The 16002-nt window shown below is 34.0% G+C and carries 12 protein-coding genes and 1 pseudogene; 3 read left to right on the top strand and 10 right to left on the bottom strand.

Annotated elements, in window-relative coordinates:
• The 4 genes from AB3X49_RS08910 to AB3X49_RS08895 form a co-directional block, all read right to left on the bottom strand.
• A partial coding sequence (locus tag AB3X49_RS08910) for an MBL fold metallo-hydrolase (RefSeq protein ID WP_367961600.1) occupies positions 1–873 on the bottom strand: 873 nt, incomplete at its 3' end.
• Complete coding sequence (locus AB3X49_RS08905) at positions 870–2540, bottom strand: ABC transporter permease (RefSeq protein ID WP_367961598.1); 1671 nt, start codon at positions 2538–2540, stop codon at positions 870–872. The genes AB3X49_RS08910 and AB3X49_RS08905, both read right to left, overlap by 4 nt.
• Positions 2541–2552: 12 nt before the next feature.
• On the bottom strand, positions 2553–3578 hold the full coding sequence (locus AB3X49_RS08900) for an ABC transporter substrate-binding protein (RefSeq protein WP_002086426.1): 1026 nt from the start codon (positions 3576–3578) through the stop codon (positions 2553–2555).
• On the bottom strand, positions 3556–4548 hold the full coding sequence (locus tag AB3X49_RS08895; RefSeq protein ID WP_002141170.1) for an ABC transporter ATP-binding protein: 993 nt from the start codon (positions 4546–4548) through the stop codon (positions 3556–3558). Before AB3X49_RS08895 ends, AB3X49_RS08900 begins: the two co-directional genes overlap by 23 nt.
• A gap of 161 nt (positions 4549–4709) precedes the next feature.
• Here AB3X49_RS08895 and AB3X49_RS08890 point away from each other — a divergent pair, with 161 nt between their 5' ends.
• Positions 4710–5603 carry a LysR substrate-binding domain-containing protein gene (locus AB3X49_RS08890; protein ID WP_367961596.1) on the top strand — a complete coding sequence of 298 codons (894 nt, stop codon included), beginning with the start codon at positions 4710–4712 and terminating at the stop codon, positions 5601–5603.
• Between the two features lie 40 nt (positions 5604–5643).
• Here AB3X49_RS08890 and AB3X49_RS08885 read toward each other — a convergent pair whose 3' ends face one another.
• Both AB3X49_RS08885 and AB3X49_RS08880 read right to left on the bottom strand, forming a co-directional pair.
• Entirely contained in the window at positions 5644–6168 is a 525-nt protein-coding gene (locus tag AB3X49_RS08885) for a DUF4398 domain-containing protein (RefSeq protein ID WP_002166025.1), read from the bottom strand.
• A gap of 125 nt (positions 6169–6293) precedes the next feature.
• The gene (locus AB3X49_RS08880) at positions 6294–7562 is read right to left on the bottom strand and encodes an MFS transporter (RefSeq protein ID WP_002168710.1); all 1269 of its coding nucleotides are present in this window, start codon (positions 7560–7562) and stop codon (positions 6294–6296) included.
• 117 nt (positions 7563–7679) lie between these two features.
• Here AB3X49_RS08880 and AB3X49_RS08875 point away from each other — a divergent pair, with 117 nt between their 5' ends.
• Positions 7680–8894: a helix-turn-helix domain-containing protein gene (locus AB3X49_RS08875; RefSeq protein ID WP_002086431.1), complete on the top strand. Its 1215-nt coding sequence runs from the start codon at positions 7680–7682 to the stop codon at positions 8892–8894.
• A gap of 66 nt (positions 8895–8960) precedes the next feature.
• Complete coding sequence (locus AB3X49_RS08870) at positions 8961–9140, top strand: H-type small acid-soluble spore protein (RefSeq protein ID WP_001025736.1); 180 nt, start codon at positions 8961–8963, stop codon at positions 9138–9140.
• A gap of 55 nt (positions 9141–9195) precedes the next feature.
• On the opposite strand, the gene AB3X49_RS08865 is transcribed toward AB3X49_RS08870, so the two are convergent.
• The 4 genes and pseudogenes from AB3X49_RS08865 to AB3X49_RS08850 all read right to left on the bottom strand — a co-directional run bounded on the left by AB3X49_RS08865 (position 9196) and on the right by AB3X49_RS08850 (position 15998).
• Positions 9196–10023, bottom strand: coding sequence for a class C sortase (locus AB3X49_RS08865; protein WP_367961591.1), 828 nt, complete (start codon positions 10021–10023; stop codon positions 9196–9198).
• A gap of 21 nt (positions 10024–10044) precedes the next feature.
• Entirely contained in the window at positions 10045–10845 is an 801-nt protein-coding gene (locus AB3X49_RS08860; protein ID WP_367961589.1) for a class C sortase, read from the bottom strand.
• Positions 10846–10936: 91 nt separating this feature from the next.
• Positions 10937–12594, bottom strand: a pseudogene (locus tag AB3X49_RS08855) (SpaA isopeptide-forming pilin-related protein).
• A 47-nt stretch (positions 12595–12641) separates the two neighbouring features.
• Complete coding sequence (locus AB3X49_RS08850) at positions 12642–15998, bottom strand: isopeptide-forming domain-containing fimbrial protein (RefSeq protein ID WP_367961602.1); 3357 nt, start codon at positions 15996–15998, stop codon at positions 12642–12644.
• Positions 15999–16002: the final 4 nt, after the last annotated feature.

Below are 16002 nucleotides of genomic sequence, written 5' to 3'. Positions count from 1 at the left end.
AACTATTATGTTTCTTTTTAAATCCTCCACAACCCGTTCAAGTTTTTCATTATTTTTTAACCAATCTTTATATATGAACATCTCTTCAAATCCAGCAAAAATTTCTTTATCTACTATAATTGGAAGTTCTTGATATCGTTCATATAAATACAATACTATATCTTGCGCCCTACCAAGTGAGGGCAGTGGTAGTAATGCCGTTCCTTTATTTTGAGCAACTCGTTCAATTTCTGCACATAATTCGTCTACTCGTTCCTTTTGTGAAACATCATCAGTGTGATAAGCGGCATCTACAATAGCAATTTTTATATCGCTTCGCAAATCTTCAGGTAAATTAGCTCGTAGTATATTAGATTCTGCTGAATAATCACCAGAATAAAATACGTATGTATTACACATATCCACTAAAAACCAAACAGCTCCTAATACATGCCCACTATACCCCCATTGAAACCGCAACGTTGGTGTAATCTGTATCCATTCATTTGGATTACTAATCTCATCAATACATACATAATTTAGATCTTTAATATTTTGATCGTTATAAGGTAAATTCCACCCTTTTGAAAGATTGTAGTTTCCCCATTTTTCAAAATAAGCTGGAAGTTGCTCCTTCGTATAACGAGTCGTCCAAATTTTTTTCTTATATCCATACTTCGTCAATAAAGGTAAACCCATCGTATGGTCTTCATGAATATGTGATAAAAATACTGCATCCAAAAATGGAACAACTTCTCTTTCTATTTTGGGATAACTATCCTCATATGATCGATTAATACCACAATCAAATACTATTTTTGTCTCTTTATTTTTTACAAAATAGCAGGAACGACCGTATTCTCCCGCTCCTCCCCATACTTCCATCCTCATCATGCTACCCCTTTTCGTTTTTGCTCCATATGTTGCAGAAGTAATAAGCACATTGTTGTAAGCCCAACAGAAACAACAGCCATTGCCATTCCTATAGATACTTCTCCTTGTTCAAATTGAGCAAAAATAAACGTTGCTGACGTTTCTACTGATGGAGGTAGTACGAGAAGCGATGCTACTAACTCTCTTATCGAAATCGTAAATGTCATCGCCCATCCAGCAAGAATTCCTGGAATAATAAGCGGCAATATTATTTTTCTAAAAATATAAATATAATTCCCGGAAAAAATACTTCCTGCCTGTACAAGAGAATCATCAATTTGTCCGAGCGATGCTTTTACATACTGCACCGTATAAGGTAAAAAGAGAACAACATACGTTACGATAACCATGACTGGTGTATTGTAAATTGACATAGGCATATAGGGTGAATTCCAAAATAAAATAAGCCCTACAACCATCACTATTCCTGGTACCATATTCGGTAACATGCCGCACATATCAAGCCATTTTTCAGAGGACTTTTTCCCCTTTCGAATCATAAGCGCCAAAAATACGCCAATAATTACAGCAACAATCGCCGTTACGAGTGAAAAAAGAAAACTGTTCCATAAAGCTTCTAATCCCGGAGAACCAATTGTAAATAATGCTTCATAATGGCTTGTTGTAAAGTTATTAAAATGTAAGCCACCGCCTCTTAACTTCGACAAAGAAGCAATAAGTATAGAAAAGTATGGGATTCCAATTGCTACTATTAGTAAACCAATTACATAAACCCATGCTATAAAACGTGTAACTATAGACAAAGTATACCTTTTAGATTTCACACCTTTTCCACTAACCATTGCATATGTATACTTTCGATTCAATACATTTTGCATATACCAAATGAGCATACACGCACTAAGTAATAAAGAAGATAATGCTGTGGCACTGCCAAAATCAATCGGCCAACTAGAGATAAATTTATGAATCTCAGATGTTAACACATGGAATCCTATTCTACGTCCAAATGTAGCTGGTGTTCCAAATTCAGCAATCGTCTTTACGAAAATGAGTAAAGCACCCATTACATAACTTGATAACAATAACGGTAGTATTATTTTTTTTAAACGATAGAAAAAACTTCCACCATGTACTGCTGCAGCTTCTTCTTTACTACTCCCAATCTGAAGTAACGTGTTTTTCAACATGAAGTAAAGGAATGGGAATAAATGCAGACTCATAATTAAAACCATACCGCCTAAACTAAAAAACGATGATGAAATCGGCTTTAAAGCCGGAAAAAATTGTTCAAAATAACCGTTAGGTTGCATGAACAAAATCCAGCCCATCGATCCGATATAGGGCGGGGTCATAAATGGGATCATAAAAACAATATCTAACTTACTATACTTTCCTACATCTGTTTTGCTCATAATGAACGCCAATGGAAACGCAAATATTGTAGCTCCTATTACAACGAGTACACCTAGAAGCATCGAATTTAGAAAAATACCAGCTAATCCACCACTCTGCATGACTTCAAAAGGCTTTAAAAAATTCCAACTGCTATTTTCATATACACTAGAAAATAAAATGAGAAAAAGCGGAATGACGATTAACATCGCCACAAGTAACAACGCTACTGTCATTCCAACTTGTCTTACTGATACGAATCGATTTACCAAGTAATCACCATCTTATTGAAATACTTTCTTAAATTGTTTTGCTATTTCATCTTGTTCTTTCTCAACTGTTTTCCAATCAATATTTAATACTGGAATCTCTTCTACATTCGGTCTATTTTCAGCTTTTATATCTTTTCTACCTGGCAACAAATACGCTTTAGAAACTTGTTTTTGCACATCATCTGATAATAAATAATCAATAAACTCTTTTGCACCTTCTACATTTTTACTATCCTTCATAATGCCTGCTGCACGTGGACTAATGACTGTTCCGCTTTTTGGATATACGATATCAACCGGTTCACCCTTTGCTTTTGCACTGTACGTCATATAGTCAACACCCGCGATTACCATATCTTTCGCTCCTGTTACAACTGGGTCTAACGCTTCTTGGTTTGCCCCAGCTACTGTAACTTCATTTTTCTTAAGCTGTTCAAATAAATTCCATCCATCTTGTCCATTCTTTTTCACATATCCTGTTACAAAGTCTAAAGCTGAACCTGAAAGTGCTGGATCTGGAAGATTCACTTTCCCTTTCCATTCTCCTTTCGTTATATCGCTCCAATCTTCAGGTGCTGTCTTCACATTTTTTGTGTTATACACAATTCCTAATGCTGAAGCACTATATCCAAAATAATGTCCTTTATCATCCGACCATTCAGAACGAAGCTTATCAGCTTGTTTTGCTTCTTTATAAGCTAACGTTTGCCCATCTTTTTTTAATCCTTCCATCGCTGGTAAAGAAGCAAGTACGACAACGTCAACGACTGGATTTTTCTTTTCAGCCTCCATTCTTGCTAAAATCTTACCTGTTGTTCCTTGAAACATTTCTACTTTTATCCCTGTTTTCTTTTCAAAGTCCTTTTGAATTTTTTCTGCTAATCCTTTTGGTCCTGCACTATATACAACAATTTTCTTTTCATTAGCGTTTTTATTTTTTGCATCTACACTGCCTGTCTTTGAGCTACAACCTGTTACTACAGCAGAAAATAGTAAAGTACATACAAATAAAGACTTAAGCGAACTGAATTTCTTCATACGATTCTCCCCCTATATGATGAATACATTTTTTTGGTACATATAACGATACCGGTTTACCAACGCTTAGCTTACTATTGTGATAAGCTGTCCATACACCGAGTGTCCCCATGTTTACTTTCACTTCATAACGTTCTCCTACATATGTAACGTGCTGAACTTCACCTGTATACATTTCGCACAAGTCATTTTTTGTCCAGCTCACATGCTCTGGACGAATCATTTTTTTCCCCTCTACAAGCCAATTTGCCTTACCAACAAATTTTGCAACAAATTCATGAGACGGTTTCACATAAATGTCTTCTGGTGTTCCTTTTTGTAATACTTCACCCTGCTTCATGACAATAATTTGGTCTGACATTGACATAGCTTCTGTTTGATCATGTGTTACATACAATGCCGTTAAACCAATTGAATGAACGATGTCCATAAGTTCTAATCGCATTTCTTCTCGCAAAATTGCATCGAGTGCACTTAACGGTTCATCGAACAAAATAAAATGAGGTTTCGTTACAATTGCTCTAGCAAATGCGACACGTTGCTGCTGTCCACCTGAGAGTTCATGCGGATATCTTTTCTCCATACCTTGCAAACGAACTCGCTTTATCGCATCTTCTACCTTTTCTCTTAAGTGATTCGTTTGCTTTGTAGCCCTTAAACCAAATGCAACATTTTCAAATACAGTCATATGCGGCCATAAAGCAAAATCTTGAAATACCATGCCGATATTCCGCTCATGAGGAGATGTTTTTATCTTTTTAGCAGAAGAATACATGCACTTATCTCCAAAATATATTTCACCTTTATCCGGTTCCTCAAGCCCTGCAATCATTCTAAGTAAAGTCGTTTTCCCGCATCCTGAAGGTCCTAAAAGTGTGGTGAATTCCCCTTTTTTCATTACAATCTGTAACGGCTTTAACGCCTGTGTTTTCCCAAATGCCTTTTCTAATCCATGAATTTTAATATCCATCGTTTCACCTCTCTCCCCTCATTCTTAACCTGCTTTCATTCTATCTGGAAGTTTTATACTGAATGTTAATGTACTGTAAAGATTAAATTAAAAAATCTCTAATAAACTATTTATTTCTATAGATTTTTTCTATAGTTAGAAGAAAAAGGGGCCAACTTATCATGAATCTCTTAAAATTAGAAATTGTAGTGCTTATTAAGAAATACAAAAAGCTTACTATTGTTGCAGAAAAACTTGGCGTTAAACAACCTACTATTACGTTTCATATAAAAAGCTTAGAAGAGGAACTTGGTGTGCCTTTATTTGAATTACGTTCCGGAAGGTATTTCTTAACAGAAGCTGGTGAAGCGTTGCATCATTATGCTTGTAAAATAGATGCACTTATGAAAGAAGCTAGGCGGGTCACACAAGAGTTTAAAGATTTTAATAAAGGCGCTATAACAATTGGTGCTAGTTATGTACCCGCGACTTATCTTTTACCAGAAGTTGTTCACCAATTTCAATGCGAATTTCCAAATATAAAAATAACACTCATAGTAAAAACAGCTCCTGAAATTCGAACGATGCTACAAAATCATGAAATTGATCTCGGGGTAATTTCTGCGGCACCGTTTGACGAACCACTTCTAAAACAAACGAATATAATACCTGATACACTTGTTCTTGCCTTTTCCAAAGAACATCATCTTTCTAAAAGAACAAATGTATCATTACAAGATATCGAAAAAGAACGTATATTATTGCATCGTAATCCATCTACAACGAGAGATTTACTTACACAATGGACGTTAGAACATAACATTACATTCCAATCAGAAATTGAACTAGATTCATTAGAAACGATGAAACACATTTTAAAATATGGTAATGGGGTTGCCTTTATTTCAAAACTTGCTATTGAGCAAGAAGTACAACGAAATGAGCTATGCTATATACCGATCCCTGATTTTGAATTTCAGCGTAATATTTATACCATTCATCATGAGGACAGATGGAATTCTAAAATAATTTCTTTTTTACTACATAGCATTACTTCTTTTGCAGAAAAAAATTAAAAGGCTGTCGTTATACACGACAGCCTTTTAAACTATAACTCTATTTGTTTTTCTTATCCTCAATTTTTGCTTGTGCCTCTTCAGCCTTATCTAATGCTTCTGAAACTTTTTTCTCTTTTTCTTTTACATCATCTATACTATCAACAGCTTTAATTAATTTATCGATTCCTTCTTCATTTACCTTTTTTCGTTTCGCTACTCTTTCATTTACTTTCTCTTCCACATCTTTTGCTTTTTGAAGCATATTCTCTGCATTTGATGTCACAGCTTTTTCAAGTGCATCATCTTTTTTCTTTTGTAACACTTCATTTGCAATATCTTTCGTTTCTGAATACTTACCGTCTTTTAATGCTGTCGCACCGTGATCTAGTAACTGAGCGACTTCTTTATATGCCTTCGCTTCATTTCCTGATTTCTCTTTTTCCGCTTTTTCAAACCACATAATCGCATCACTATATTTTTCATTTTTCAATGATTGCATACCTGTTTCAATATACGTGTCATAATTACTACATCCAGTCATTACGACTAACAGAAAAAGCATTACAAAACTTAATTTTCTCATGATGTTTTCTCCTTTTCTTTGCCTGCTCACTTTACTGTAACATGCATGAAAAGGAGTTTCAAAAACTAAAATACTAATTTGGTCATTTTTATATTTCCAGTCAATTTTTTATTACTTTCTTATTTTTAGGCCGACACATCCACTTGCTTTTTCGCCACTTGCTTTCTTACTCCAACTAATACAACTAATAATAACCCTCCACCTAATGTCATCATAACAATGCTAGTCGGTAACATATCTAATAATAATCCATATACAATCATTCCAAGCGGTGCGATTGCAGTAGAAATTGTTTCAAGTAGACCGAATACACGTCCTAAATAGTTTGGATCTGTCGTCTTTTGCATATGTACTTGCATCGGGATATTTACAACCATCATTGATATACCAGTTAAAATCATAAAAGTGATATAGTAAATAAAACTTGCTACTTTCGGAATGATAACTAACAACGGAAAGACTGTGCATAAACTCAAGCCCGCAAATAAAAACAGTCCAATATAAACAGAGCGAAACGGATTATTCACTTCTTTACGTACTGATAAAACAATTGCACCAATTAGCATCCCGACTGCTAACATTCCCTCTACAACACCGAGTTGCTTCGAGGATAAATGCAAATTTTTAATAATAATATATGGAAGCGAAACGAAAAGTGCACTCGCAAAAAAGTTTACCCCTACTGCAATTTTCATTAAACCATATATTTCATGCTGTCGTTTCACATATGAAAAACCTTCTTTTATACTCGTCAAGAAATGCTCTTTACTTTCGGCCAATTCTTTTTTATATAAATCAAATACGATGAATAATTGTACAATAACTGCTAAAAAGAATGTAATACTATTTAACAGGAAAAATGTTTTGATTGAAAAGAAACCAAATACAACTCCTCCAATAATCGGCGCTAAAATATTCGATAGAGATGATGCCGTCTGATTTAAAGCACTCGCTTTTTGAATACGCTCCTCATCTACTAAATTAGGAATAGACGAAGTTAATGAAACAGAATAAAAACTTGCACAAATTGATAATAATGCCGCTGATACATAAATAAACAGAAGTGATGGTCCAAATATAGTAGCAAGAATAAACATGATAAGCATTGTTAAGCTACTTAATAAATCAGTGCCAATTACAAGCCATCTTCGGTTCACACGGTCAGCTACAGCACCTGCAATTGGGCCACAGATCATTCTTGGTATTGATCCGCAAATAAGAGTAGTTGCAAACCCCATTCCTGAACCAGTTGTCTTTAATACGTATAATCCCATTGCAAACGTATAAATACCCGCCCCTAACAAGGACGTCATTTTTCCAATCATCATTAAAATAATATTTCTCGTTGCAATCTTCATTTTCCAATCATTTTGACCTATACTTACATCCCCCATTATGACACTCTCCCTTTAAAAGTTAAATTGTGCTAAACTTATTATATATACAACTTTCCAATTTTCACAACGAAAAGTTTAATTATATTTAACTTTTTGATTATAAAGGAGCATATGATGGCTACTCTCGGCGAGAAAATTAAAACGTTACGAAAAGAAAAAAAGCTTACTCAAACTGAATTAGCAGGTTCAGAACTGACAAAAAGTATGTTAAGTCAAATTGAAAATGGAAAAGCTACACCTTCCATGAAAACATTACAATACATCGCTGAAAAACTTGGATGCGAAACGAGTTTTTTACTAGAAGAAGATGATGTAGAAATTGTAGAAATCATTCAACAAATGGAACAACTAATAAAGGCAAATAAATGTGATGAAGTATATGAGACTTTACTACCTATCGTTCAAAAAGAGCTACCTTCTACTTTAAATACCGCTCGTTTATATAAACAATTTGTAACAGCTGCGGCGATTATGAAAGATTACAACATTGAATATTACGTTGAAAAGGCTACTTCTATTTTTGAAAAATATACGTTATACCGGGACAGTACGGAAACAAAATTAAAATTATCCTTTACGATATTCACACGTAAAAAGTATGGTGAATGTTTACAACTTATAGCTAGTATTAGAAATGATTATGAGGAGAAACATTTAGAAATGGATCTCATTATACATATCGAGTTATGTTTATATGAAGCCATCATTTTACTAGCATGCGGCGATTATGAAACATGTGAAAAAACAATATTAGAGGCACTCGAGTTTTCAAAAAAGCATCAAGTATATTTTAAAACAGACGAATTTTATCGGATTTTATCTTACCAAAAAGTCATTACAGCTGATAAAGAACAATATTTATATTACATAAAAAAATCTGAGCAATTTGCCATTTTTACAGAAGATACTCTATCCATTGCGATTATTGATATTTTAAAAGCTTACTACTACAACACGATTACTAATGAATATACAATCGCATTAAAACATCTAGAACAATTTCGAGAGAAACTAAAAGATGAGCCACTTTTTCAAGACGACGGATTGTATTATCTTGAAAAAGGAAAAGCTTTATACGGATTGAAACATTACGAGGAAGCTTTACAAGCATTGCAACGTGGTATCATGCCGGATTATATGAACCATCCACTTGATCAAGCGTGGCTTACAACAGCAGGTGCATATCGTGCCCTTTGTTATGTAAAACTTAACGATAAAAAAAGGGCTCTGGAGGAAGCTACGGAAGCCGCTCAAAAGATACAATCCTACCCGGATTCCATCTTTTCTTCTTTTATTAAAGAAACATTACAAATAATACAAAAACTTTAAAAATGTCTCGAAATGGTATATTATTCCTCCTTTTTTGCAAAGATAATAATGATGGGAGGAATATAAATGAATATACAACGCGCAAAAGAGCTTTCCGAGTCATCTGAAGAAGCCAATGTCAGTTTTCAAGGCATGCCTGTTATGATTCAACACGTCGATGAAAGCAACGAAACCGCCCGCATATACGAAGTAACAAATCCAAAACGCGAATTAACGGTTCCAGTTAATAGCTTAGAGGAAATATAAAAAATGCCACTTCTTTTTTTTGAAGTGGCATTTTCTTTTATTATATATTTCATCACTAGTTTTTCCTTTTTAGTAAACCATACAGCCCAATACAAATTACAATTAGACCTACTATGCCAAAAGCCAGTTTCTCAAATAAATCTCTTGTTTCATGACTCCTAACTTCTACTATACTTTTGTTTTGTCGTTCAATTTCATTTTGGTCTGTTTCTACTCGCTCTCCATATACTAACAATCGATATTTACTAGATGTATATGGTTCACATGTAAGTAATGTAACTCTATCTTGTCCTTTTATTACACTCAATTTATCAACTTGATTTGGATTAATTATCTCACGCCCAATTACTTTATAAACAAGTTGTTTCCCTAGTACACTGACATAAAATGTGTCGCCATCAGCTAATCGATCCAGGTGGCGAAACATCTTTGCGCCGTGATATCCACGATGTCCTGCTAATACAGCGTGCGTATCTTGTCCACCGATTGGTAAAGAAGTCCCTTCAATTTGTCCGACTCCTTTACTCAAGTTATCTTGACTTGCTCCTAAGTATAATGGTAACTCTTCATCTATTTTCGGAATTGTAATTGTACCAAATACTTCATCTTTATTTATAAAATCTAACTGTTTGTTATTTACTTTTATATCATGAACAAATGGATCATTCATTTTAAAAGTAGTTCTACCTAATAAGCTATTATATGCTTCCATCCTACGAAATTTCTCATTAACATCTTCTACTTTTAAATTAGCAACCATTTTCTCATAACTTATTACTCTTGTTTTATATACATAATTGTTTATATAATTAGCAACCGTTGGGTATATAAATAATGAAAGCCCTACGAGGAACAATAATAAACTTATAAATCCCCTTCTCACACACTCACCACTCAATACATACTATTTTCGTTTTTTCAAATAAATCATTAGAAGGACGATACAAATAATAACAATAGGAAAAACGATCATCCAATCTTCTAAAATGAAAGGTTTTGTAATCATTTCTTTTGCTCCAGCATCATATGGAACCCGGTGTCCTCTCACTAGTAACCTGTGCGTGTTCACTCCATAAGGGGTACATGTAATTAATGTTGCATAATCTTCTCCTTGTACAACTAATAAATCTCCTGTTTCATTTGGTAATACAACTTTTATTTGATCTACCTTATAGGCAAGTACTTTATCTAATGAATGAATATAAAATATATCGTCCTTTTCAACTTTATCTAAATGAGTAAACATTAGTGCTGAAGGTAAACCACGATGCCCCGTTAAAACTGTATGCGTATTTTCTCCCCCTACTGGTAATGAAGATTCGTTCAGTTGTCCAACTCCGCGGGTTAGTACGTCTTCAGTCGTCCCTTGATAAATCGGAAGATTCACATCAATTTTTGGAATTTCTACATATCCCATAACATCACCGATATTTAACATATCTATACGCGAACTTTTGTTCTCATCACTATTTTCATGAAATGGGTCCGAAAATGTTTGCATCGTACTTTGAACTTTTTCATTATATTCCCGTGCTTCTTTCTCCTTACGTTCAATTTCTTCTTTTTGTAAATTACTTACTGCTTCATCGTACGTACTTACTTCCGAATAGTGCGTTCTCGTTGCAAACCAATTACTTGCAATCGGATATAAAAATATACTTAAGCCTAGCAAAAATATACTTCCAAAAATAATATTTTTTTTCATAACAGCCTCTTTCGCTACGGATAAAATGTGGAAAAGAGGAAAGCAATATGCCTTTCCTCTTTTCCAAACTCAATTATTATAAAAATATTAATTAAGAATTCTTCACAGGTTTCTTTCTAAAGAAAATAAACGCCGCTGTCACCATTAATAACAAACCAACTACTGTGAATAAAACTGTTCCTATACCACCTGTTTGTGGGATAATCCAGCCGCTTTTATTGTTCTCTACTTGTAGCTCTATTTTTTGATGTTTTTCATCAATCTTAATCTCAATCGGATCTCTTAATTTTTGATATTGCTCTACTGCGCCATCTTCATCTATATACTTTGGTGCTTCTGTTTCAACAATTTGGTATTCACCGTACGGGATTTCATTCCATGTAATAATACCATCTGCATCAGTGATATCATCCATTTTCTTTTTGTTTACTACTACAATATTTCCCTTTTTATCTCGTAATTCGAATCTTGCACCTTCTAATTTCAGAGACTTATTCTTACCATCAATTTTTTCAATTTTTATATTTCCCATTGTTGGTGTAACCACTACTTCGTTTGATGGTTTTCCATCTTTTTCTGATGAAACATCATCTTTGTTTACAAAATCAAGTACTGCTTTGTTCGGAATTTCCACTCCAGATTGAACATCACCTTTAATTTTTGCAGTAATTTGCAAGTGTAATTCTTTCCCTGTTACTTTCGAAAAATCTTCCACTGAAGCAATAACCTTTTGTCCAGCAACAATTACATTTACAATACTCTCATCAACTTTTTTACCATCAATCATTACAATTGGTGTTCCAACAACCTCTAAACGATCATCTAAAACATCGGTTACAACATAATTTTGATACGTTTGAATATCCTCAGGAAGCAATGTTTTAATATCATACTTATACTCTGTTTCACGATTTATTCCCGCGTTCTTTGAACTGTCGTTAATCGTTTTTTCAATTGTAGGCTCTTTATAGTTCTTTACATCTTTTTCTAACTTAACTAGTTTACCAGTTTCTTTAATAGCAAAAGGATATTCTTCTTTACTTGTTAAATAACCTTTTGGAGCCTTTTCCTCTATAAAATAATAGTTTCCATACTCTAAAGAATCTACACTAATTTTACCATCTGATCCTGTTACTAGTGGAAGTGGTGTTTTTACTTGTGTGTTTGTGCCATCTTCATTTTTTTGAATAAATGGAATTCCGCACCTGGTAACACACTGTCCCCTTCACCTTTTTTTATTAATTCTACTGAACCACGTTTCGTTTCATTCTTTGGATAAATATGAACATCGTAGTTTAAATCTTTACCGTCTGCACTTGTCATTGGAATATCAACAATAAAAGTACTCTTATCTAATTCAATATGGTCTGGACCTTTAACAGCTTTTACTTCATAACGTCCTAATGGAAGATTATTAAAGACTGCCATTCCATTTGCGTCTGTCACTTTTGTAATAACGCTATCCGTTACTTTATTAATATTTTCTTTTACTACTTTTCCATCAGAAGTTTGTTCAAATGATGCAATACGTTTAATTTCAAATGTTACATCCTTTAAAGGCTTTGCCCCCTCTGGAACACTTTGTCCTTCTTTGCCATTGCCCTCTACACCAGGCTTCGCATCCTTACCTTGCTCATACTTATGAATCGTTAAAGTACCTGTATTTTTTGATTCAGCACTAACCGTCATATTCATTAATGTCGAAAAAGCTAAAATACATATTAAAAATGTGCTAAAAATCTTTTTCATCAAATTCCACTCCCCTATTGTGTATACCATTTTTGCAAACTACTAATCTATTTCATAATCTTTCTTTTTCTAAAGAAGAAGAAAGATGTAATGAACATCAATATTCCACCAATTACATAAAAAATAATTGTTCCTATACCACCCGTTTCGGGGATAATCCATTCATTTTTATGATTTTCTATCTTTATTTTCTGTGCAGTTGTTTCTTGCGTTACATTAATTTCAATTGGCTCTTTCAAAAGCATGTATCCGTTTGGTGCTTGTACTTCTTTCAGCGTATATTTCCCTACTAATAACGCATTAGAAATCGCTATACCATCTTTATTCGTTGTTAATTCAGACACTACAGTTCCAGCTTGATTTATCACTTGAAATACTGCACCTTCTAATTTGAGATTTTCATCCTTCGCATCTACTTTCTGAATCTCAATTTCCCCAAAAGATGGTGGTATGATTAATGCTTCATTCGATACAATTTTCTTTTGATCAAATAGTAACTCCGCTTTATTTCGTATACCACCCTTTGCAGTATAAGTTTCTAAAATATCCACACCCATACTCATACTCATATCTAGCTTTGATTTAATATGCATCGTATACGATTTATTCATAAGATATTCGTAACTGCCATCTCGCTTCGGTAGTTCAATTTTCACCTTTTTCGACTGCTCATCGATTTCTGGTATAACTTGTATCTCTTCACCATTTACATTTACAAGTCTTACTTGTACTACTTTTAAAATATCTTCTAAATCATCTTGTAATACTATTTTTTCAACATTTGCTACGTCATTTCCAAAATTATAGTTTACATGCCATGTAAACTCTTCATTCTCACTTTGCAATGTTGCCTTTTCTACCTTTGTTTCATCTGCATCAGAAACTGTCTTTATAACCTTTGGTTCCTTCGCTTCCACTTTCGTTTTTACAGTTGGCTTTTCTGGTGGTAAATCTTCACCATCTGGTGTTTTCCCTTCCACAATCGCTATATTTTCTATTTCTTTTGTTTTTAGCGATTCCTTTGTAACTTTCACCTTGAAAGTTACAATTCTTTCTTCTGTATCAAGTACATCACCAAAGTTTACTTTAACTGTATTGTCCTCATATGATCCTGCATCTTCATCCACATCATCAGTCAATGAATTACCGTTCATTTTCAAACTACCTGCTATATACTCCACTCCGCTAGGAAGCTTATCAACAATGCGAACATCTTTTATGAGTCCATTTTCAACTTTATTTTGAAGTTTAATTTTATATTCAAGTTCATCATCTACGTGTACTTTTCCATCTACTCCACCAGTTACTTCTTTCTTTGATTCTAGTTGTCCATACAACCGGTCAACCAATGTTTCGACTTCTGGCTTCTCTTGATCTGGTACACTAATAGATTCAACAACTGCTATATTTTTTATTTTCTTATTTGCCATTTCCTGTTTTATAACTACTTCAAACGTAATAACCTTTTCTTCTTCACCTTTTAGGTCACCGAAATGAGCGAATATCGTTCCATCTTTTATATGTGCATAATCATCATCTTCTACATCCGTTTGTTCCTTTCCGTCTATCTTTATCGTATTCGGAACATATTCTACTCCTTCAGGAAGTTTATCTGTAATTTTCACAGATTGTAAGGTAGACTTTTGCACAGTATTTTTAGCTTTAACAGTATACTCTAGTTTCTCTCCTACTTTAAGAGTTCCACCATTTATATCTCTAGCTAATTTTTCTACTGCCAATTTGCCTTTCTGCTCTATATCACGGTTTCGTTCTGGTTTTACTTTCACGACTACTTTATTAGAATCATTCGCTTCAATACGACTTCCTGTTAACTCATCAATTCCTTGAACAACGGCGATATTAGGAATTTCACTTTCTATCTCTCTTCCTTTTAGTTTCGCCTTAAATTCAACAATTGTTTCAGGCGTTTTATCAGTATAAATTCCGCCTTTCGTGGCATTAGCACCTTCACCAATTCTTATTGTTAATTTTCTTGTCTTTACATCATAATCAACTTGATCATCCATCACTAAATCTGTTTGATCCCCCGCGTTCGGGCCAGAAATAATCTTCACTGATCCAGGTATATACTGTAAATGACGGTCTAAAACATCTTCAATTTTTGTATCAACTGAAGTTGAATTCGGCTCAACATTTTTCACACGTAAGCGATATATGACCTCATCATCGGATTCATACTTTTCTTTCGGATTTAATACTTCCTTATTAATGACAAGCTCTGGCGCTGTTGCATTTACTGCGAAAGCTAGTGTATTTAATACATAATCATCACCAGATGTAGCAGCTTTTAATCGTATTTCTTTTTGTTCTGGTTTAATATATCCTGCTGGTAGCCTAATTAAATCTGCATCAATTCCTAAATTATTTTTATAATCTGGAGCAAAAGTACCTGGATACTTATCTCGCATATGCTCCTCATATTCAGAAATAGTCGAATTGAATATATTACCAGTTGGATTTAATTTATCCGTAACTTCTTTCCATGCATTATCTGTATGCACAAACAGTTTATCACCTTGCCAATATCTATCTCCTTGAACAGCGAAAACAGAAACTTTCGGATCTAGATCCCCAGCTTTTGAAGCGACAAAATTTTTCACTGTGAATTCTTTTTCACCAGAACCAGTTGCTCTTTTTAATCCACCATCATACACAGTAAACGCTTTTCTTGTTTTTGACTTATCCTTTGTGATAACTAACATGTACCATCCAGCAAAAGAATAGTATCCCGAATTATATGCAAGCTTTGTATTCGGATAAGGTATATTTGCTACAGTATAGCTTCCTCCTTTTGAATTAGAAGAATTTAAAAGCTCTGTAACATCTGTATAGTTAGAAAAATAAGTACCATCAATACCGAAACCATAAAGTAAGCCACCTCCGTAATACGTATTACTTGGTGATACTTGAAAGCTCTTCCCTACAGGAGTGGTCAACTTAACTGGTGCTACATACTGCTGTTGTGTTAATTCGTAACGTGTTGAACTCCAATATAATCCAGCCCACTCAATTTCAGCATCCTCCGGAACAGGAATATATGCCTTAGATGAATTTGTAGTCGTTGGGTCATCATCCACATCAATTAGTTCCCGTGTATAACCATTCGGTGTTGTCCCATAAATATATGTTATATCCGAATACAATGCCGTTTTCTTCTGAGCTTCAGTGGCTTTAATACCTAAATTCACATTACCGGTAGAATACATATCACCTTTATGAATAGATTGATAAGTTGGCGTATCAAAACCTTCTTCCTCTGTGATTTCTGCCTTTACCTCATCAATTGGACTCAAAAACTGTAACTGCGATAATAGTAAAAATAAACTCATAACAACTGCAAATGTATTTAATATTTTTCTATTTCCTTTCATCCTATTGTGCAAAGAG

Source organism: Bacillus sp. C30, assembly GCF_040838255.1.
GTDB lineage: Bacteria > Bacillota > Bacilli > Bacillales > Bacillaceae_G > Bacillus_A > Bacillus_A mycoides.
This window is presented reverse-complemented; position numbering and strand designations above follow the sequence as displayed.